The sequence below is a fragment of the Neorhizobium populisoli genome (assembly GCF_019430945.1).
GTDB classification, from domain to species: domain Bacteria; phylum Pseudomonadota; class Alphaproteobacteria; order Rhizobiales; family Rhizobiaceae; genus Neorhizobium; species Neorhizobium populisoli.
The window spans coordinates 75,666-96,718 of record NZ_JAHYCB010000010.1 but is presented as its reverse complement, the minus strand read 5'-3'; the positions used below and the strand labels follow the sequence as shown (position 1 = coordinate 96,718).

Annotated in this window: 19 protein-coding genes; 5 read left to right on the top strand and 14 right to left on the bottom strand. The window is 59.8% G+C overall.

What is annotated here, in order from left to right; all coding sequences use genetic code 11:
* Positions 1-73 precede the first annotated feature (73 nt).
* Complete coding sequence (dctP, locus tag KX729_RS24900; protein ID WP_219745186.1) at positions 74-1,171, top strand: TRAP transporter substrate-binding protein DctP; 1,098 nt, start codon at positions 74-76, stop codon at positions 1,169-1,171.
* Between the two features lie 98 nt (positions 1,172-1,269).
* Here dctP and znuA read toward each other — a convergent pair whose 3' ends face one another.
* Entirely contained in the window at positions 1,270-2,286 is a 1,017-nt protein-coding gene (znuA, locus tag KX729_RS24895) for a zinc ABC transporter substrate-binding protein ZnuA (protein ID WP_219745185.1), read from the bottom strand.
* Positions 2,287-2,389: 103 nt separating this feature from the next.
* Between znuA and KX729_RS24890 the strand changes: the two genes are divergently transcribed.
* Genes KX729_RS24890 through KX729_RS24880 form a run of 3 tightly spaced genes read left to right on the top strand, consistent with a single transcriptional unit; the run spans position 2,390 to position 4,561 of the window.
* Entirely contained in the window at positions 2,390-3,310 is a 921-nt protein-coding gene (locus KX729_RS24890) for an ATP-binding cassette domain-containing protein (RefSeq protein WP_219745284.1), read from the top strand.
* The gene (znuB, locus tag KX729_RS24885; protein ID WP_219745184.1) at positions 3,303-4,127 is read left to right on the top strand and encodes a zinc ABC transporter permease subunit ZnuB; all 825 of its coding nucleotides are present in this window, start codon (positions 3,303-3,305) and stop codon (positions 4,125-4,127) included. The genes KX729_RS24890 and znuB overlap by 8 nt, the downstream gene beginning before the upstream one ends.
* Complete coding sequence (locus KX729_RS24880; RefSeq protein WP_219745183.1) at positions 4,127-4,561, top strand: Fur family transcriptional regulator; 435 nt, start codon at positions 4,127-4,129, stop codon at positions 4,559-4,561. Before znuB ends, KX729_RS24880 begins: the two co-directional genes overlap by 1 nt.
* Here KX729_RS24880 and KX729_RS24875 read toward each other — a convergent pair.
* From KX729_RS24875 to KX729_RS24865, 3 genes are all read right to left on the bottom strand, one after another.
* Complete coding sequence (locus tag KX729_RS24875) at positions 4,558-5,790, bottom strand: GGDEF domain-containing protein (RefSeq protein WP_219745182.1); 1,233 nt, start codon at positions 5,788-5,790, stop codon at positions 4,558-4,560. The genes KX729_RS24880 and KX729_RS24875 overlap by 4 nt on opposite strands.
* Before the next feature lie 128 nt (positions 5,791-5,918).
* Entirely contained in the window at positions 5,919-6,446 is a 528-nt protein-coding gene (locus KX729_RS24870; RefSeq protein WP_219745181.1) for a gamma carbonic anhydrase family protein, read from the bottom strand.
* Between the two features lie 25 nt (positions 6,447-6,471).
* Positions 6,472-7,158 (bottom strand): fumarylacetoacetate hydrolase family protein, encoded by a 687-nt coding sequence (locus KX729_RS24865; protein WP_219745180.1) that lies wholly within the window; start codon positions 7,156-7,158, stop codon positions 6,472-6,474.
* A gap of 141 nt (positions 7,159-7,299) precedes the next feature.
* On the opposite strand from KX729_RS24865, the gene dusA reads away from it, so the two are divergent.
* The gene (dusA, locus tag KX729_RS24860; RefSeq protein WP_219745179.1) at positions 7,300-8,331 is read left to right on the top strand and encodes a tRNA dihydrouridine(20/20a) synthase DusA; all 1,032 of its coding nucleotides are present in this window, start codon (positions 7,300-7,302) and stop codon (positions 8,329-8,331) included.
* Positions 8,332-8,381: 50 nt separating this feature from the next.
* Here the strand turns inward: dusA and KX729_RS24855 are convergent, their stop codons facing one another.
* The 10 genes from KX729_RS24855 to KX729_RS24810 all read right to left on the bottom strand — a co-directional run bounded on the left by KX729_RS24855 (position 8,382) and on the right by KX729_RS24810 (position 20,694).
* Positions 8,382-8,699 (bottom strand): RcnB family protein, encoded by a 318-nt coding sequence (locus KX729_RS24855; RefSeq protein WP_219745178.1) that lies wholly within the window; start codon positions 8,697-8,699, stop codon positions 8,382-8,384.
* A 125-nt stretch (positions 8,700-8,824) separates the two neighbouring features.
* Positions 8,825-10,438 (bottom strand): glycoside hydrolase family 43 protein, encoded by a 1,614-nt coding sequence (locus KX729_RS24850; protein ID WP_219745177.1) that lies wholly within the window; start codon positions 10,436-10,438, stop codon positions 8,825-8,827.
* 184 nt (positions 10,439-10,622) lie between these two features.
* On the bottom strand, positions 10,623-11,666 hold the full coding sequence (mgrA, locus tag KX729_RS24845) for an L-glyceraldehyde 3-phosphate reductase (RefSeq protein WP_219745176.1): 1,044 nt from the start codon (positions 11,664-11,666) through the stop codon (positions 10,623-10,625).
* Positions 11,667-11,784: 118 nt separating this feature from the next.
* Positions 11,785-12,921, bottom strand: a complete 1,137-nt coding sequence (locus KX729_RS24840; protein WP_219745175.1) for a Gfo/Idh/MocA family protein — start codon at positions 12,919-12,921, stop codon at positions 11,785-11,787.
* A gap of 40 nt (positions 12,922-12,961) precedes the next feature.
* Entirely contained in the window at positions 12,962-13,723 is a 762-nt protein-coding gene (locus KX729_RS24835) for a sugar phosphate isomerase/epimerase family protein (protein ID WP_219745174.1), read from the bottom strand.
* Positions 13,724-13,746: 23 nt separating this feature from the next.
* A complete protein-coding gene (locus KX729_RS24830; protein WP_219745173.1) occupies positions 13,747-16,179 on the bottom strand; it encodes a beta-mannosidase in 2,433 nt (810 codons plus the stop codon).
* A 241-nt stretch (positions 16,180-16,420) separates the two neighbouring features.
* Positions 16,421-17,530, bottom strand: a complete 1,110-nt coding sequence (locus tag KX729_RS24825) for an ABC transporter ATP-binding protein (RefSeq protein WP_219745172.1) — start codon at positions 17,528-17,530, stop codon at positions 16,421-16,423.
* A gap of 6 nt (positions 17,531-17,536) precedes the next feature.
* Positions 17,537-18,454: a carbohydrate ABC transporter permease gene (locus KX729_RS24820; RefSeq protein ID WP_219745283.1), complete on the bottom strand. Its 918-nt coding sequence runs from the start codon at positions 18,452-18,454 to the stop codon at positions 17,537-17,539.
* A 10-nt stretch (positions 18,455-18,464) separates the two neighbouring features.
* Positions 18,465-19,367, bottom strand: a complete 903-nt coding sequence (locus KX729_RS24815) for a carbohydrate ABC transporter permease (RefSeq protein ID WP_219745171.1) — start codon at positions 19,365-19,367, stop codon at positions 18,465-18,467.
* 91 nt (positions 19,368-19,458) lie between these two features.
* The gene (locus tag KX729_RS24810) at positions 19,459-20,694 is read right to left on the bottom strand and encodes an ABC transporter substrate-binding protein (RefSeq protein ID WP_219745170.1); all 1,236 of its coding nucleotides are present in this window, start codon (positions 20,692-20,694) and stop codon (positions 19,459-19,461) included.
* Positions 20,695-21,053 lie beyond the last annotated feature (359 nt).

Below are 21,053 nucleotides of genomic sequence, written 5' to 3'. Positions count from 1 at the left end.
TTCAGATATATTTTTTGCCAGGATGGGGTCAAGCAAACGGGCACCCTGTCATGCCAGACGAAAGGGTCTCCAGATGATCGACGACACTCAAGGATCGGATAAAACGGGCATCAGCCGCCGGCTGTTTCTGGCCACTGCCGCAGGCGCGGCCGCATCGGCGTCATTGATATCGGCGGCGGGCGCTCAACAGGCGGTGGCGCCGCCGCGCATCCTGAAATTCAGCGATCACGAACCGCTTGGCGGAATGCGAACCCGTTTTCTCAAGGATGTCGTATTTCCGTCAATCGAAAAGGAGTCCAACGGGCGCCTGAAGATCGAGGATCATTGGAACGGCGAAGTGGCCGCAGCCTATGATGCGCTGGGCGCCGTTAGCACAAAAGGCGTTACCGACATGGCAACCGTCGTGCCGGAATATACGGCGAAGGAAATGCCGCTCCACCAGATCTTCAAGAGCTTCCCGACCGGCCCGTCAGGTGCCAGACAGGTGGACTTCTTCCGACGTATCTATTCGGACATTCCGGCATTCGCAGCGGAACTGGAAAAGAACAACCTCGTGCCCCTTTTCTTCGGGACCGGCTATCCCGTGGCATTCTTCAGCACCGCGCCCCTATCGAAACTGGACGAGATTGCAGGCGGCAAATGGCGATCCGCCAGTTTCTGGCATCTGGATTTCCTTCGTAATGCCGGAGCTACCCCTGTAACCATGCACTGGGGACCGGAAGTCTACGATGCGCTGAAAAACAAGACGCTGGACGGCCTGATGGTGAATGTCGACAGCGGCTATATGTTGAAAGTCCACGAAGCTGCCCCGAACGTTCTTGTCTCCAGGGACCTGTGGCTGGGGCACCTCTATCTTCTGACGATGAACAAGGGCGTTTGGGACAGTCTGGCGCAACAGGACAGAGACGCCATCCATCGCGCCGCGCACAATTCCTACCAGACCCTTGGCGCGGTGATGGACCGAAGCTTTGACGCACAATTGGATGACCTGAGAAAAGCCGATGCAAGCGTGCGAATTCTCGATCGTCATGAACCACTGCGTTTCGCGGCCGTCACAAAATACCGCGAGGTTCAGTCCGCGTGGGCCGCGGACCAGAAAAACAAGGGTGTCGAGAACGCCGGCCCCACCATATCCGCAGTTGCGGCGATCATGGATGAGTTCCTCGGCTAGGCAACCCCGAATAATAGCGCAGCGGGCGCCGCCTTCAAGCGCCCGCTGCTGGCAGAACCGCCGCTATGCGATCGGCGGCCATGCGTTCCGGAAAAAAGTCATGCCCCCTTGCCGAGGCAGGTCTGCAGCGAAGATGCGATGCCGCGCATCAGTTCGAAATAGAGATCCGGGCCGGCCTTGAGCGTTGCGGCTTCCGGGTCGAGCACGCCGGAACGGGCCTTGGTTCCCTCTGTGACGACGGAAACCAGTTTCGGCTCGAACTGCGGTTCGGCGAAGACGCAGGTGGCGCCGAGATCGGCGACCTTCTTGTGAATTTCGGAGATTCGCTCGGCACCCGGCATGGTTTCCGGGCTGACGGTGATCGAACCTGCCACCTTCACGCCGTAACGATGCTCGAAATACTGATAGGCATCGTGAAAGACGATGAATGGCTTGTCCTTGACGGGCGCCAGCATCGTCTTCAGCTCCGCGTCCAAAGCGTCGAGGCTTTTCATCAACGCGGCACCATTGGCCTGATATTTCGCAGCATTGGCCGGATCCGCCTGGACAAGGGCGCGCTCGATTTCGGACGCCATTGCCTTGGCGTTCATTGGATCGAGCCACAGATGCGTATCGAACCCTTCGTGGTCATGATCGTCGTCGTCATCATCGTCATGACCTGCATGTTGATCAGTAGCGGCATGGTCATGATCCGCATGGGCTTCGCCCTCACCGTGATGATGGTCGCCGTCGTCATGCGGCTCGAAGGCACCGCCTTCGCGAAACTTCAATTTCTCGAGGCCCGGCGCCTCTTCGAGCGTCACGACCGTTGCCTTGGAAGCAAGCGCTTCGAGCGGCTTTTCCAGGAAAGCCTCCATGCCGTGGCCGACCCAGAAGACCATGCCCGCGCCTTCCAGCGTCTTGGCGTTGGAGGGCTTCATCGTGAACGTATGCGGGGAAGCGGCGCCATCGACGATCAGCTTCGGCTCGGCCACGCCCTTCATGATCGCCGCCACCAGTGAATGAACCGGCTTGATCGACACCACCACATCCGGCGCGGCAAACGCCGTTTGAGCGCCCATCGTGGCGCTGATCGCGACGGTCGAGGCAAGGAGGATCGGGAGGGCGAATTTCATCGGATACTTCCTTGTTTCAATGTGTAATGTTATTACATCAATTGCGTTATGCTATAACGTGTGCCATGACGGCTGACAACAGGGTCTGAGAAAAAATATGCAGATGACGGAACGGGGCTCGAATGCCCGGAGCGACGACCGGCTGGTGACGCTGAAAGCTGCCGGCATACGTCGCGACGGTCGCTGGCTAGTGCGCGGCGTGGACTTCTCGATCGCCCGCGGCGAAGTCGTGACGCTGATCGGCCCGAACGGTGCCGGCAAGTCCACGACCGCCAAGATGGCGATCGGCGTCCTGAAGGCGGACGAGGGTTCTGTTACGCGCGCTGCGGGCTTGCGCGTCGGCTATGTGCCACAGAAGCTTGCGATCGACTGGACCATGCCGCTTTCCGTGCGCCGGCTGATGCGCCTGACAGGCCCCCTCACCGATACGGAACTTATGGCCGCGCTGACGGCGACCGGCATTCCCCACCTGATCGATTCCGAAGTCCGCCACCTTTCCGGCGGCGAATTCCAGCGCGCTCTGCTTGCCCGCGCCATCGCCCGCAAGCCGGACTTGATGGTGCTCGACGAACCGGTCCAGGGTGTCGATTTCGCGGGCGAAAGCGCGCTTTACGAGCTGATCCGCACGATCCGCAATTCCACCGGCTGCGGCATCCTGATGATTTCGCATGACCTGCATATGGTCATGGCCGGAACGGATACCGTCATCTGCCTCAACGGCCATATCTGCTGCCGCGGTACGCCGGAAACGGTGAGCCAGAGCCCGGATTACCTGAAGCTCTTCGGCAACACGCGCTCGCTCGCGGTCTACAGCCATAACCACGACCATACGCATCTGCCGGATGGCCGGGTCATGCATGGCGACGGCTCGATCACCGATCATTGCCACCCCGATGATGGGCACCATCACCCCGAAGAGCACCATCGGCATGATGGTCACGATCATACCCATCACGATCATAGCCATGATCACAGCCACCATCATGGCGACCATGCGCATGTGAATGGAGACAAGCGTGCTTGACGATTTCTTCATCCGCGCCATGATCGCCGGTATCGGCGTGGCCCTCACCGCCGGCCCGCTCGGCTGTTTTGTCGTCTGGCGGCGCATGGCCTATTTCGGCGATACGATGGCCCATTCGGCGCTGCTCGGCGTTGCCTTGTCGCTGTTCTTCCAGATCAACCTGCTGATCGCCGTCTTCGGCGTTGCGGTGCTCGTTTCGCTGCTTCTGCTGGGGCTGCAGCGACGCCAGTCGCTGTCTGCGGACGCGCTGCTCGGCATCCTCTCCCATTCGGCGCTGGCGATCGGCCTCGTGCTCGTCGCCTTCATGACCTGGGTACGGATCGATCTCATTGCCTTCCTGTTCGGTGATATTCTGGCGGTGACGCCGACGGATATCGCACTGATCTGGGTCGGCGGCGCACTGGTGGTCGCAGCCCTCGTTTTCCTCTGGCGGCCGCTGATCGCCTCGACGGTCAGCGAAGATCTGGCGGAGGCCGAGGGCATGAAACCGGCGCAGGCGCGGCTTTTCTTCATGCTCCTAATGGCGCTGGTGATCGCGATCGCCATGAAGATCGTCGGCATCATGCTGATCACCTCGCTGCTGATCATTCCGGCGGCCACCGCCCGGCGCTTTTCGGCAAGCCCGGAGATCATGGCGGTGCTCGCCTCCGTCATCGGCGCATTGGCCGTGATCGGCGGGCTTTTCGGCTCGCTGCACTATGATACGCCGTCCGGGCCTTCCATTGTGGTCGCGGCACTCCTACTTTTCATACTGAGCCTTCTGCCCGCAGCGGGAAAAAACACGGCTGAAAAGGCCGATAACAAGGGAGTGCGATGATGAACGCCCCGATATCGTCACCAGTGTCGTCACCGGCTCTGACCAAGAACCAGAACCTGGTCTTCGACGTCCTGACCCGGGCAGAGGCGCCGATGAGCGCCTATACCATCCTCGACAAGCTGCGCGACCACGGGTTCCGCGCCCCTCTGCAGGTCTACCGCGCGCTCGACAAGCTCACCGAATTCGGCATGGTCCACCGGCTGGAAAGCCTTAACGCCTTCGTTGCCTGCGCCCACCGCGAAAGCGAATGCTGCGGCGCCGGCCACGGTCATGGCACTGTCGCCTTCGCAATCTGCGAAAGCTGCGGCCATGTCTCGGAATTCCACGACCACCAGGTCGATCACCGGCTGAGTGATTGGGCGAAAAGCAAGGGCTTCAAGCCCGCCAAGACGACGATCGAAATCCGCGGGCTCTGTGAAGCCTGCGCGGCTTAGGCAGCGTTGTTGGTGGCCTGAAAAGTTCGGTTACGCCCTGCCCGTTTTGCTTCGTAAAGTGCGGCATCTGCCGCATCGATCAGCGCCTTCGGCTCCATATCCGAGGCCGGGCTGATACTTGCAAGACCGATGCTGACCGTCACCCAGCCGCCGCCATCCGGACGGCCATGTGTCAGCGCCAATTGCCGCACAGCCCGGTGAATGCGGGCTGCCACCGTCAGCGCCTGTATCTGATCCATGTTCCGCAACAGGACGGCGAACTCCTCGCCGCCAAGCCGTGCGGGGAGATCGGTCCCAGCCCGGGTCTGCGCCTCGATCGCCCGCGCCACCTGTTGCAGACAATCATCGCCGGCCGGGTGGCCGAAGGCATCGTTATAGCGCTTGAAAAAGTCGATATCGATGATCAGCAGCGACAGCTTTTCATTTGTAAGTCGTCCCGCCCTCCAGGCCTCGTCTAGCACCTGATCGAACATGCGCCGGTTGGCGATGCCGGTCAGCGGGTCGGTGTAGGAATAGGTGCTGAGCTGCTCGTTGAGATAGCCCATCTCCCGGCCACGCAGCCGCTCGCGCAGCATCAGGAGATAGGAATGCCGCATGGTCTTCTCGAGCCGATAGTTGGCGATCAGTGTGATCGCCGCCATGGCGCTCATATAGAAGACCGGCAGATGTTTTTCTTCGCTGCTGAGCAACGTCATGCCGGAAAGAAACACGGCTGACATGACGCAGCACGCGACCGATGTTGCCACCGCCACCGGAAAACGGATCTGCAGGACGATATTGCCGGCAATGACGATCAGCCCGAAGCTGAAGGCATTGTAATGCGCCATCTGCGAGGTGCTGTGCCAGAGCAGGATGTTGGAGGTCAATGTCACTAGCAGCACCGCGCTGGACATGATCGCGTCCCGCGCCCAGACTGGCGGCAGGCGGTGCAGCCAGGCGAGCGCAAAAAGGCAGGGCAAGGTCGTCACCACGACCCGCAGGAAAACCGCCTGGCCGAAAATCTCCGGCCGGCTGGCATGGTCGATGAACAGGAAAGCGTTGAAGACGACCAGCGCAAAGAGCGATGCGATGATCGTCTGCCGGTTTCGGCTTTCTGCCGTCTCTTCCTGAAAAAGCGCCTCAAGCCTCGGCGCAAACTTCAGCCGCAGATCTTTCCGGCCAAGCTCACGCGCAACCGCATCCAACAGAATGGATGTAGACTGGGCATCGTGATGGTTCTTATCGCTCATGGCAGTTCGATTTTGCGCCATACCTGCAGGCGTTCTTACATTCGAACCGGATGATATGAAATGACAAGTGAAGCAAAGCTTACAAACGTCATGAATGATTGCTTAGAGGAAAACTTGGGTTTGCACCGTTAAAGCCGGCGCAAATCACGCGCAAAACGTTTCCAGTTCTCCACATAACGTATCGCAGATTGCCGAAGTTTTTCAACCGCCTCTTCATCCAGTACCCGGATCGCCTTCGCCGGCGAACCGACGATCAGCGAATTGTCGGGAAATTCCTTGCCCTCCGTGACCAGCGCATTGGCGCCGACCAGGCAATTGTTGCCGATCTTGGCGCCGTTGAGGATCGTCGCTCCCATGCCGACAAGCGAGTTGTCGCCGATGATGCAGCCATGCACGATCGCATGATGGCCGATCGTGCAATCCTTGCCGATCTTCACCGGAAAGCGCGGATCCGTATGGATCATCACGCCTTCCTGGATATTGGTCCGTTCGCCGATCGTGATCGGCTCATTGTCACCGCGCAGTACGGTGCCGAACCAGATGCCGACATCCTCGGCAAGTTCCACCTTGCCGATGACATTCGCATCCGGCGCGATCCAGTAACGGTCCGCAGCCGGAAGTGTGGGTTCGAATTCGCCAAGCGCGTAGATCGGCATGGGTTCTCCTCCCTAATAGCTTTGTTTAGATGACGCTCAGCGAAAGCTTGCCGACGCCTTCGATGCCGACTTCGACCTTGTCTCCCTTGACCACCGGGCCGACGCCTGCCGGTGTTCCGGTCATGATCACGTCACCCGGTGCCAGCACGAAGAGCTTCGACAGTTCGGCGATGATTTCCGCCAGCTTCCAGATCATCTGGTTGAGATCGCCGCTCTGTTTACGCTGACCGTTCACCTCCAGCCAGATCGCACCCTGCTGCGGATGGCCGATCTTCGAAGCGGGAATAAGGGAAGAAACCGGCGCCGATTTCTCGAAAGCCTTGGCGGCTTCCCACGGACGGCTCATCTTCTTGGCCTTGTCCTGCAGGTCGCGGCGGGTGAAATCGACGCCGACGGCATAACCATAGACCTTGGAGAGCGCATCCTCGACCGAGATATCCGAGCCACCGCCGGACAACGCCATCACGAGTTCGGCCTCGTAATGAACGTCGGCGGACAGTGACGGATAGGGAAATGCCTCGCCGTTATATAGGTTGTCAGCATTCTTCTGGAAGAAGAAGGGCGGCTCGCGCGACGGGTCGTGGCCCATCTCGATCGCATGGTCGGCATAGTTGCGGCCGACGCAATAGACCCGGCGCACCGGGAACTGCTCGGTGACGCCGTCGACGTCGAGGAGAACGGGTTCGGGCGAAGGGATCACGGTGGCGCGCATGGCAAATCCTGAAGAATGAAAACGGGTTAAGGCATCTTTGTCCAACAATTCGCCGTACAATCCTAGCCCTTTTCGATCACCAGCCGACAACTGGCAAAGAATTTCCGTTTGCTGTATGAAGCCGCCAACAAAGGAATTCCCATGTACGCTGAAGCGCTGAAGCGCGGCGAAAAAATCTTCGCCGTCGCCCCGATGATCGATTGGACGGATCGCCACTGCCGCTACCTGCACCGGCATCTGTCGTCGCGCGCCCTGCTCTATACCGAGATGGTGGTGGCTGATGCGATCATCCATGGTCCGCGCGAACGACTGCTGTCTTTTTCGCCGGCGGAACATCCGGTCGCGCTTCAACTTGGTGGGTCGGATACCGGAAAACTGTCTGAAGCGATCCGCATTGCGGTCGATTACGGTTACGACGAAATCAACCTGAATGTCGGCTGCCCGTCGGATCGCGTTCAGTCCGGCACGTTCGGCGCCTGCCTGATGCGTGATGCGGCGCATGTTGCCGATCTGGTCGCCGCGATGAAGAAGGTCTCGAACGTACCCGTGACGGTGAAATGCCGCATCGGCGTCGATGACCAGGAACCGACCGATGTTCTGCCGGATTTCCTCGCCCGGATGATCGGTGCCGGCGCGGACGCGATCTGGATCCATGCCCGCAAGGCCTGGCTGCAGGGGCTTTCGCCAAAGGAAAACCGGGAAATTCCGCCGCTGGACTACGATCTCGTCTATCGGATGAAGCGCGAGAACCCCGATGTGTTTTTGGGCATCAATGGCGGTATCGCCGACCTCGATCAGGCGGCAAGTCACCTAGAGGTGATGGATGGGGTCATGCTCGGCCGCGCCGCGTATCACAATACGGGTTTGCTGGCCGGGGTCGATGAACTTGTCGCCGGCAATGGTAGCGCGAGACTGACTCGAACTGCCGACATCGACTGGCAAGTTCTTCGTGACACGATGATGGCCTATGCCGAAAACGTTATCGCATCCGGTGGCCGTCTGCACCATGTCACCCGCCATATGGTCGGGCTGTTCCAGGGATTTGCCGGCGCGCGTCGTTTTCGCCAGATTCTCTCGACCGATGCCACGCGTCCGGGTGCAGGTATCGAAGTCATCGGCGCGGCCTTTGCCGCGGTGGATATCGATGGCGGTGCGAAGAAACTGGCGGGGTAAATTCTCCCGCCAGTTTGCGATTTCGGGCCTTCCGCCGAGGCCCTCATATCTTAGCGAGCAATGATGCTCGAGATGATGCCAGTGGCAACGCCGACCAGCAGATAGTCGTTATCGACCTTGACCCAGTGATAGCCGCGCGGCGGAGCCGACAGGCGGTAGCGGCGGTAGTCGCGGACTTCAGCCATGCGACGGCGCTCGGCAGGCGACATGCGATGGCCGCGGACCCAGCGGGTCTTTTTGATAACGACCTTCTTTTCGACGACCGGCGCGCGATGGCGATCCGGGCCCTTATGCCAATCCTGCGCCTGGGCGGCGAGCGGGGAAGCGAGTACGGAAGCGGAAATCAGAAGAGCAAAGAACTTTTTCATATGGGTGTTTCCTCGTGTTGACCACGCCCGGAAACTAGGCTCGAAATGATGAACCGTATCTGAATCTTAAATTACATTTTCGTAATGGAATCATGGCGCTCCGTTAATTCTCTCATATTTCTAATTTACGGTTTCAGTGCCTCGTAGGCGAAGGAATCGAAGTCTGCAGGCTTAGCGCGACCCGAAGTGTCGAAAGCAAAAACACCCGCAAAAGCGCCGGTAAACGAGCCATGCTCGCCCCGTCCACCCTCGTCCGAAATCACGCTTGCATCCAGCGCCGGGCCAAGTTCCTGCGAGTCGTTCGACCCGCCGGCACGCCAATAGAATTGCAGGTCATTGCCGCGGATATCCATGGCGAGATGCACCGGACCATCCGGCAAGGCAACGCCGCTGCTCACTGGAAAGCTCATGCGGCCATGCGGGAAATCGCCCGGGCAGGAAAAGATCGTCACGACGCGGCCGAGCTTCTCATGTAGCGTCACGACGACGGCATGGAACTTGTGCCGATTGTAGTAATGCGTCAGGCCCGCGACCTGCTGGTAGGTCTCCGGCGAGAAATCGACGACCGTTTCGGCGCGGAAGGAATGATGCTCCTGCCGTCGCGCGACCAGCGCCTGCTCGAACCAGGAGCCGATGCTTTCGCGACCGAAAAGGCGCAGGTGACCCGGCCGCGCCGAGAGGCTGAAAATCCTCTCCGGTTGGGGCGTTCTTAGCCACTGAAACTCCATCGGCAACACGTCAGAATCAAAATGAGTTTCCAATCGCGCGGCCTTCTCGATGGGCTCGACATCGATCGGCGCCGGGACGTCCACATCCGGAACCATGCTGCCCTGGGCGAGATAGAGCCAGTCGTCTTCCCAGATGCATTTCTGCAGCGCCGTCTCGCGACCGAGTGTGCAGCGGCGGTTCGGCGGAAGCGGGCGGCCGCAGAGATGCGTGTGATAGGCCTGCCCATCCGGAGTCTCGACATATTGCCCGTGACCGGCCCGCTGCAGAGTGGCCTTGGGATGATCCTTGGAGGTGATCAGATGCAGCTGCGGATGCATCTCGTACGAACCGTCGATCGTCCGCGACCGCGCCATGGTCACCGCGTGGTCGTAACCCGTGCCGCCCTCGGCGGTCGTCAGGTAATACCAGCCGTTCCGCTTGAAGAGATGCGGCCCCTCGACCAGCCCGAGCGGGCTGCCGGCGAAAATGTTCTTGATCGGGCCTTTCAGCGCCTTCGTTTTCGCATCCCATTCCTGCATCAGGATGCCGTCGAAAGCCGGATGTTTCGGGGCGCCGCCGTAACTTTCGGTGCGGTGGTTCCACTGCATGTTCAGGAACCATTTGCGGCCGTTGTCATCGTGGAAAAGCGTCGGGTCGAAACCGGAGGAATTCACATAGATCGGATCGGACCATTCGCCCTCGATCGTCGGCGAAGTGACGATGTAATTATGCGCGTCCTTGAAATTGCCGTCGAAGCGCTTGACGTCCGTATAGACCAGCCAGAACAGGCCATCCGCATAGGAAAGGCATGGCGCCCAGATGCCGCAGCTGTCGGGATTGCCCCGCATTTCCAGCTGGCTCGCCCGCTCCAGCGGCCTCCGCACCAGCGTCCAGTTCACCAGATCGCGGGAGTGATGGATCTGCACGCCCGGATACCACTCGAAGGTGGAGGTGGCGATATAATAATCCTCGCCGACGCGGCAGATGGACGGATCCGGATTGAAACCCGGCAGGATAGGGTTGCGGATCATGGTTCCTCCCAGAAAGACAATTCAGGTTGCGGCAGCCCCTCATCCGGCTGCCGCCACCTTCTCCCCGCATGCGGGGAGAAGGCCGATGGAGCACCGCCTCGCCACATCCTCCTTCTCCCGTCAAAACGGGGAGAAGGTCCCGGCAGGGGGATGAGGGGCAGCTCCGGCCGTGCAGCTTATTTTCTCAACGCGACGGCCCAGCCCGCTCGGCCGACTTCGCCCAGAGGTTGATATCCGCATCCTTCGCATAGGTATCGATCTCGGCCAGCTCCGCCGCCGAAAACTCCAGATTGTCGATCGCCTTGACGCAATCCTCGACCTGTTCCGGACGGCTCGCGCCGATCAGCGCGGTCGTCACCCGACCACCGCGCAGAACCCACGCAAGTGCCATCTGCGCCAGCGTCTGGCCGCGCTTCTCGGCGATCGCATTGAGTGCCTTGAGGTTGCCGATATTGCGCTCGTTGAGGAAGGCGGGACGCAGCGACTTGCCCTGCGCGGCGCGGCTGTCGTCCGGGATGCCGCCGAGATATTTCGAGGTCAACATGCCCTGCGCCAGCGGCGAGAAGACGATCGAGCCGATGCCCAGGTCTTCCAGCGTGTCGAGCAGGCCATCTTCCTCGACCCAGCGGTTGATCATCGAATAGCTCGGCTGGTGGATCAGGATCGGCGTGCCGAGTTCCTTGAGGATCGCCATGGCTTCCTGGGTACGCTTCGAATTGTAGGACGAGATACCGACATAAAGCGCCCTGCCCGAACGGACGATATGGTCCAGCGCACCGCAGGTTTCCTCGAGTGGCGTATCCGGGTCGAAACGGTGCGAATAAAAGATATCGACATAATCGAGACCCATGCGCTTCAGGCTCTGGTCGCAGGACGAGATCAAATACTTGCGGCTGCCCCATTCGCCGTAAGGACCCGGCCACATATTGTAACCGGCCTTGGACGAGATGATCAGCTCGTCGCGATAACCCTTGAAATCCTCGCGCAGGATCTGGCCGAAAGCGGTCTCGGCGCTGCCCGGTAGCGGGCCGTAATTATTGGCGAGGTCGAAATGCGTAATGCCGAGATCGAAGGCCTTGCGGCAGATCGCCACCTTGCGCTGATGCGGCGTGTCGTCGCCGAAATTGTGCCAGAGGCCGAGCGAGATCGCCGGGAGCTTGAGGCCCGAACGGCCGCAGCGGTTATATTTCATGGTCTCGTAGCGGTTATCCGCCGGTTGCCAGCTCATAATGAAAATCCTCCGGATGAAAATGCGGTGCGCAGTTCTCGGGCGCGCGCCGCAGTCTTAGAGCAAATCCCGGACGCCAAGAAGCGCTTTCCGCTTCCGGCAGGCCGGAAACATCCCGTCAACGCAGCAGCGCCTGCGCCTCTGCGATACCGAGCGCCGCAGGCTGGGTGCAGGTCGTCGTAAGCTCGATGAAACGACCTTCCGCGCCGGATTTCAGGATCGAGGTCATCACATCGACGCCATGCAGGGTGCGATCGAGTGAGCAGCGCGCATCGCGCCCCTCGATCAATGCCATCGCCATGTCGGCAAGACCGGCGGTGCGATAATTGGCACGCGGACCCTGCGGATGTTCCTGGTTGTTGATGCCAAAGGGATGATCCCAGGCTTCGAGCGGCTTGATATCCTTGTTGCGGCCACTCGCCTCCACCGTACCGCCGAAGAAGTTCGGATCCGGTACGAAGATCGAGCCTTCGGTGCCGTAGAGCTCCATATTGGCATGGCGGTGCGACCAGACATCCCAGCTCGCCGACAGCGTGATCGTCGCCCCGCTGACGAATTCCAGCAGCGCATGGATATTGGTTGGCGTCTCGACCGGGATCGACTGTCCCTTGAACGGTCCCTCACTGGTGACATTGCGGGTCGGGTTCGCCATGGAAGTCAGCGCGCCGACACGCTTTACCGGGCCGATCAGGTTGATCAGGTTGGCGATATAATACGGCCCGAGATCAAGGATCGGCCCGCCGCCTTCCAGGAAGAAGAAGCCGGGGTTGGGATGCCACATTTCCATGCCCGGGCTCATCACATGGCAGGTGCCGGACGTGATACGCCCGACGCCGCCCTCGTCGATATATTTGCGGGCGAGCTGATGCGAGCCGCCGAGGAACGTGTCCGGCGCGCACCCGACCGACAGGCCTTTCTCCTTGGCCAGCGCCTGCAGCGCCTTGCCCTCTTCCAGCGTGATCGTCAGCGGCTTTTCCGAATAGACGTGCTTGCCTGCTTCGAGGATCGCCTTCGACACGGAAAAATGCGCCGCCGGGATCGTCAGGTTAACGACCACGTCGAGCTCGTCATTGGCAAGCAGATCGGCGATCGACTGCGCCTTGACACCAAACTCCTCGGCGCGCAGTTCTGCGGCCTTGTCATTGAGGTCAGCGCAGGCAAGCACTTTCAACCCTTTGAAGAGCGGTGCCAGCTTGAAATAGGCGGTGGAAATATTGCCGCATCCGATGATGCCGACGCCAAGTTCCTTTGGCATGAAAATTCTCCGAACTTTCTGAATCGATAGGTTTGGCTGATCAATAGGTCTGGAAAGAAGCGATCGAGCGCGTCAGCAGGCGGTCGACATCCTTCGGGTTGTCGTGTTCGAGCACGAAATATTTGGCCGGCGTCTTTCGCAGTGCCGCCATCAGGTCCTTCCACGGCAGCGTACCGTGACCGACATCGGCCCAGCCGTCCTCGTCCTTGTTCTCGCCGGCCGGCGCGATATCCTTGACGTGGACCGCCGTGATGCGCTTGGCATAGCTCTCGATCCATGCGAACGGATCGGCGCCACCACGGACGACCCAGGCGACGTCGATTTCCCAGGCAAGATCCGACCCGCCGGCCAGGATCTGCTCCTGCGGCGTCGAGCCATCCGGCAGAGCCTTGAACTCGAAATCGTGGTTGTGCCAGCCGAATGTGTAGCCGGCGTCCTGATACCGTTTGCCGGCTTCCTGCAGGCGCTTGCCAAAGGCGAACCAACCGGCGGCATCGGTCGGACGCTGGTCGGCAACGAGATGCGGGCAATAGATCGCGTCCAAGCCGAGCGTCTTGGCAATCGCCAGCGCCTGCTGCGGTTCCTTTTCAAGAAGGTCGATACCGAAATGGCCGGTCGGCATGGCAAGGCCATTTGCGTCAAGATCGGCACGCAGCGCATCGAGGCCGGCCTGATCAAGATTGGCATAGATGCCGCCGAAACCTTCGACCTGCGTATATCCCTTGGATGCCACGAGCTTCAACGTGTCGGAAAGCGGCGGAAAATTGCGCGCGCAATAAAGCTGGAAGCTGAGTTTCGTCATGATAGTCCTCCCTTGAAAAAACCTCAGCCCGCCGCCTGGCAGGAATAGAGGTCATAGATGCGGAATTGCGGGATTGCGTCCATAGGGACGGCGGGGGTGAAGCGGATGACGCGGCTTTCGCCGGCGGCAAGATCGAAGGCGTTATCGGAATATCGGCCGGGCGTGTTGCTCTCCACAAGGATGAAAAGCGCAAGGCCGTCGGCTTTCACGAGGATGTCGAACGAGCCGTCACCGGAAGATGACACGGAGTGCCCCAGTCCGGGGGATTCAAGCTCGAGCGCCTTATAGGTGCCGGACACATGATGCCCCTCGCCCGTCATGCCGTTTGAAGCCGTGAAATTCCACGCGAGGATCGTCTGCTCCGGCACATGGTCGGTCGGCAAAGACAGGATCGAAACTGCTGCATCCGTAGCCACACTCACCTCAACGCTCTGAAGCGGCTTGCGCTCGCCGTTCAGGCTCATCAGTGAAAGATTGAGCTTCAGGGTTACATCTTCAGACGCATCGTTGACCGCCGAGAAACGGATTTCCGAACCGTCTTCGGATGGGATCGCCGCCACGTTCACCGGCTGGAAGAACCGCTTGGCGAGATAATGCAGCACCTTCCAGCTGCCGCCATAGTCGAGGCTGGACCACGAGGCGACCGGCCATGTGTCGTTGAGCTGCCAGTAGAGCGTCCCCATGCAATGGGGTTTGAGCGAGCGCCAGAAATCGACCGCCGTCTTGATCGCCAGTCCCTGCTGCACCTGACTCAGATAGACGAAATTCGGAAAATCTTTCGGGAAGCGGAAATTGCGGAACATCGTGCCGGCAATCCGCTCATTGCCGCCGGCATTCTTCTGGTGATGCTCCATAACCGGGGAAGCGATGTTCATATCCTTCGGATCGACATAGGTCTCGATGACCGGCATCGAGGTATAGGACTGGAAGCCGAATTCCGAGCAGAAGCGCGGTTTGACGGCGCGGTAATTATCGAACGGCTTGTTCTCATGCCAGACGGACCAGTAATGCATGTCGCCGGAACCATCCGCATGCCAGGCATCGCCATAATCGAGATAACCGGATGCCGGGCTCGACGGCCACCAGATCGCCTGCGGCGCGGCTCGCTTCAGCGCCTGCTCAACGGTGCGGTTCAGGCGGTCGTAGGAAACGAGATATCGGTCGCGATTGCCGCGCGATTCCGGAAACCAGTTGAGCGCACCGACCAGTTCGTTATCGCCGCACCACAGCACGATCGACGGGTGCGAAACCAGCCGGCGAACTTGGTACTCCACCTCCGCCTCGACATTTTCGAGGAAATCCGGCGTCGAGGGATAGAGATTGCAGGAGAACTGGAAATCCTGCCAGACCATCAGACCGAGCCGGTCGCAGAGATCGTAGAACCAGTCCGGCTCATAAAATCCGCCGCCCCAGACGCGGAGCATGTTCATGTTGGCATCGGCCGCGGAACGCAGCAGATCCTCGGTTTTTTCCGGACTGGAAAGCGAGAACAGCGCGTCGGCCGGAATCCAGTTGGCGCCGCGGCAGAAGATTTCGCGGCCGTTGATGCGGAAGGCGAAACGGCTGCCAGCCTCGTCCGGATCGGTGAGCAGCTCGACCGTTCTTAGGCCGATCTGCCGGGTCACGGTCTCGGTCGGAATATCGATCGTGAGCGTATAAAGCGCCTGTTCGCCGCTGCCCGCCGGCCACCAGAGTTTCGGGTTTTCAACGTGGAAAACATGCGTAACGATCGTCTCGCCGGCCCGCACGCCGCAATCGAGCCGCACCCGTTCGCCGGCAAACGAGAAGTGGATCGGCAGCACGCCCGGTCCATCGGCAAAAAGCGTTACCGAGACTGTGAGATCGACCTCGCCGCCCTCATGCCTCTGCTGGGTGATGACATGCTCGATCCGCGCGGTCTCAAGCTTCTTCAGCGCTATCTCACCGTACAATCCCAGCGGCGCTAGCGCGATATTCCAGTCCCAGCCGAAATGGCATTGCGGCTTGCGCAGCATATTGCCGTTGGGGATCGGTGAATTGCCGGCATGGTAGGGGATGTAGAACGGCTGGCGAGCCTGGCGCGTGGCTCCCTCGGCGATCGAGGAATGGAAGAGAATACGGATCGTATTCTCGCCTATCTTCAGCGTTTTAGACACATCCGGACGGTAGCGGCGGAAGCAGTTATCCGCTTCAAGAACAACGGCATGGTTGACTAAAACAGTCGCGACCGTATCGAGATCTGTGATGTCGAGATACCAGCTGCCTTCGGTATCATCGAGCATGAACACTCGCTCGATCACCCAATCCTCGTTCGCCACCCATTGAACGGCGTCTTCGTTGCGGCCAAAATACGGGTCGGGAATGATGCCGGCCGACTTCAAAGCGGTATGCACGTCGCCGGGGAGAGACATCGTCGTGCGATGCGCTTCATGGGCAGATGAGAGCTGCCATTGGCCGGCGAGGTTGATGGTGGTCATTGGGGTGATCCGCCGACCTTAGGTGTATGGAAGGCCACCCCCCTCTGTCCTGCCGGACATCTCCCCCTCAAGGGGGGAGATTGGCTGGGAGCACGGCCGTAGCTTAAATTATAGTGTTGGAGATGAGCGAGACGTTGCCGCAAGTCGATCTCCCCCCTTGAGGGGGAGATGTCCGGCAGGACAGAGGGGGGTATCACACGCACCGCCATCCAATCCAAACAAGAACCCATTTGCCTCACAATCAGATCCGATCTTCCGTCTCGGCATCGAACAGCGACGCCAGCGTCATATCGAACGCAAGCCGAACCTTGGTCCCCGGCGCATAGCGCCGCGCGCCGCCGATACGAACCGACATCGTATGCCCGGCATATTTCAGCCAGAGCAGGTTGTCGGCGCCCATCGGCTCCTCGATCTCGACCACCGCCTCATGCACTTCGCCCGCGATATCACCATCCACCTGAATATGTTCCGGCCGCACGCCAAGGGTGACCTTGCGGCCGGCCGTCAGCGGCTGCGACGTCTCGTAACCTGCGAGCGAGAAGGTCACGCCATTGGTCTTGAAGACCGGCTTACCACCCTCGTCCGCCAGTTCACCCTTCAGGAAGTTCATCGACGGCGAGCCGATGAAACCGGCGACGAATTTGTTCCGCGGGCGATTATAGATGGTCTGCGGATCGTCGAGCTGCTGGATGACGCCGCTCTTCATGATGGCGATGCGGTCCGCCAGCGTCAGCGCCTCGATCTGGTCATGGGTAACATAGATCATCGTGTTCTTCAGCGACTGGTGCAGCCGCTTGATTTCGACGCGCAGTTCCGAACGCAGCTTGGCGTCGAGGTTCGACAGCGGCTCGTCGAACAGGAAGACGTCCACGTCCCGCACAAGCGCCCGGCCGATCGCCACGCGCTGGCGCTGGCCGCCGGAAAGCTCGGCCGGCTTGCGCTTCAGAAGCGGCTCGATCTGCAGGATGCCGGCGGCGCGGGCGACGCGGCGGTCGATCTCGTCCTTCGGCAGCTTGGCGACGCGCAGGCCGAAGGAGAGGTTCTTCTCCACCGTCATCTGCGGGTAAAGCGCGTAGGACTGGAACACCATGCCGATGCCGCGGTCCTTGGGCTCTTCCCAGGTGACGTTCTTGTCCTTGATGAAAATCTGACCCTCGGTCGGCTCCAGGAGTCCGGCGATGCAGTTCAGAAGCGTGGACTTGCCGCAGCCGGAAGAGCCGAGCAGAACCAGGAATTCACCGTCGCGGATATCCAGGTTGAGGTTCTCCAGCACCGTGACGGAACCGAAGGAAAGTGACAGCTCGCGGATCGAGACGCTGTTCGATTTATTGATGGAAACGTTTGCGTTCATCAGGTTTTACCCCTTCACTGCGCCGGCGGCGATGCCGCGGACGAAAAGCCGGCCGGAAATGAAATAGACGATCAGGGGAACGGCGCCCGTCAACAGCGTTGCTGCCATATTGACGTTGTATTCCTTCACACCCTGGACCGAGTTGACGATGTTGTTGAGCTGCACGGTCATCGGATAGGTATCCGGCCGGGTGAAGACCACGCCGAACAGAAAGTCGTTCCAGATACCGGTCGTCTGCAGGATCATCGAGACGACGAAGATCGGCAGCGACATGGGCAGCATGATGCGGAAATATATCTGCCAGAACCCAGCCCCGTCGATGCGCGCCGCCTTGAACAGCTCTTCCGGCAGCGAGACGAAATAGTTGCGGAACAGCAGCGTCTGGATCGGCATGCCGAAGATCGAATGCACTAGGATCAGGCCGTAGATGGTGCCATAGAGGCCCATTTCGCGCAGCACGATGACGATCGGATAGATCATCACCTGATAGGGAATGAAGGCGCCGACGATCAGGATCGTGAAGAACACTTCCGAACCCTTGAAGCGCCAGTTGGCGAGTGCGTAACCGTTCACCGAAGCGATCGCGATTGACACTATGACCGACGGAATGGTGATCCTCACCGAGTTCCAGAAACCACGCGAAAGACCGTCGCAGTTCAGGCCCGTGCAGGCCTCAGCCCAGGCCTTGACCCAAGGCTCGAAGGTAATTTCCATCGGCGGCGAGAAGATGTTGCCGAGCCGGATTTCCGGCATGCCCTTGAGCGAGGTCACGACCATCACGTAAAGCGGCAGCAGGTAATAGAGTGCTGCCAGTCCGAGCAGTCCGTAAACGATGATGTTGCGGGACGACAGGACCTTGCGGGGACGTTTGCCCTGCGGGCCGGCCTCAAGCCGGGACGTAGCAGACGTAACGGAAGGCGCCATGGTGAGAGTTTTATCCACGCTTGCGTCCTCCGAATTCGAGATAGGCCCAAGGAATGATGACGATGGCGATGGCGAGCAGCATCATCGAGGATGCAGCAAAGCCTTGGCCGAGGTTCTGGGCGAAGAACATATAGTCGTAGACGTATTTCGCAGGCACGTCGGAAGCGATGCCCGGGCCGCCGCTGGTCTGGGCGACGACGAGGTCGTAAACGCGCACGATGCCGCTGGTGATCAGTACGAGCGTGGTGACGAAGACCGGCCGCATCATCGGAATGACGATGAACAGATAGGTCTTCCACATGGGAATGCCGTCAACACGCGCCGCCTTCCAGATGTCCTCGTCGATGCCACGCAGGCCGGCGAGCATCAGGCACATCACGAGACCCGTGCCCTGCCACAGTGCCGCGAGCAGAATGCCGTAGATTACGATGTCGGAATTGTAGAGCGGATCGAACGTGAAGCTGGTCCAGCCAAGCGAGCGGACAACGGACTGCACGCCGAATTCAGGGTTCAACAGCCATTGCCAGACAAGGCCGGTGACGATGAAGGACAGCGCGAAAGGATAGAGGAAGATCGTGCGAAAGGTGTTTTCGAAGCGAATCTTCTGGTCCATCAGTGCGGCCAGCAGGAAGCCGATCGTCAGGCTGAAGATCAGCGACAGGCAGCCATAAGTCGCCAGATTCTGGATCGAGACGATCCAGCGCGGCGTATCCCACAGGCGCTCATACTGCTCGAAGCCGACGAAGTTCAGGCGCGGCAGAAGTTTGGAATTGGTGAAGGAATAGGTGACGGTCCAGATCGTTCCGCCGAGGAAAATCACCACGGCCGTCAGGATCATCGGGATGGAGGCAATCTTGGAATTCAGATTGCGGAACAGCTGGTTGGGTCGGCCGGGCTGAGAATGCGCCGCCATGGTCAACTCCTCTCTATCGCAGGATCGGCAAGCTGCAGACGGCTCCGCCCGTTAATTGGCAGGCGGAGCCGTCTTACAAACGCTTGCTCGATCAGTCAGCCTTGCCAAAGATTGCAGCGAAACGCTTCTGTGCGTCTTCCGGCGTCATCGACGCGTTGGCGAAGAACTGCGACATCAGGTCCTCCAGCTGTTTCTGGGTATCCTGAGTGATCAGCTGGTCGGTGCTGGTAACGACATTGCCCTTGGCGAGAATGTCGAGACCCTTCTTCATGCAGTCGTTGGCGGCCGTCAGATCGACGTCGCCACGCACCGGCAGCGAGCCCTTCTTCAGGTTGAAGGCGACCTGGGTCTTCGAGGCGAGCAGCGTCGACGCCAGAACTTCCTGCGCCTTGGTCTTGGCTGCATCCTTCAGGACCGGGAAGTAGATCGCATCGCCGGCGGTCGAGATGACCTCGTTGACGCCGAGACCCGGAAGGCAGGTATAGTCCACGCCGGCCTTTTTGCCGGCCAGCTGGAATTCGCCCTGCGCCCAGTCACCCATGATCTGGCCGCCGGCCTTGCCGGTGATGACCATGTTGGTGGCCTGGTTCCAGTCCTGCACATTGGTGCCCTTCGCCATCTTGCGGGCGTCATCGGCAGCCTTGAAGACCTTGGCCATTTCCGGACCGGCCGCAAGCTTGGCATCCTTGTCGCCATAAACCTTCTGGTAGATATCCTTGCCGCCGATCGCGACGACGAGCGTGCTGAACAGGCCTGTGGACTGCCAGGCCTGACCGCCAACGGCGAGCGGCTGGATGCCGGCCTTCTGAAGTGCCGGAGCGGCGGCGACGAACTCGTCCCAGTTCTTCGGAACGGCGACGCCGGCCTTCTTGAACGCATCGTTGGAAAGCCACAGCCACTGCCAGGAATGGATGTTCAGCGGCACGCAATAGACCTTGCCATTGAACGTGCAGGACTTGAGCAGGCTCGCCGGACGGACGATCTTGTCCCAGCCTTCAGCCTTGGCAAGATCGGTGAAGTCGCGCATCAGGCCGGCCTGCACCAGTTCCTCGGCCTGACGGCCGTGGTTGAACTGGGTAGCGCCCATCGGATCGCCGCCGGTAATGCGGCTGATCATGATCGGACGGGCAGTGCCGCCGGAACCGGCGATCGCGCCGTCGACCCACTTATTGCCGGTCGCATCGAATGCCGTCGCCAGCTCCTTGACAGCCGCAGCTTCACCGCCGGACGTCCACCAATGGGTGACTTCCAGATCGGTAGCATTGGCTGCGGTAAACGGTAGCGCGACGGTGACGGCCAAAGCGGCCGCGAAAGAACGAATATTCATGAGTCTCCTCCCTCACTGAAACGTTGCCGTAAAAACGTAGGGCAATCGCGAAAACGACGCAACCGGTTTCCAATGAAAAAATTCGACTGGCGAGAAAATACAATTACTGGAAGAAACTCATGAAACAGGCAGGTTTGCATAATGACAAGGTAGCAGCTTGAAAAGCCGTTATATCCGCGACTTTTTCTTTATATATGGAACCTGATACTCGCAAATGCAAAAACTATCTCGCATCTGCGTTGTACAACCTATGGATATCCGAATTTGGCCGTCTCGCCATTGCCTCTGGACAATTTACCTGTATCGTTACAGTTATGAAGTTTGGCAGGCGATCACGGGAGGGGTCGTGCCGTTTCAGG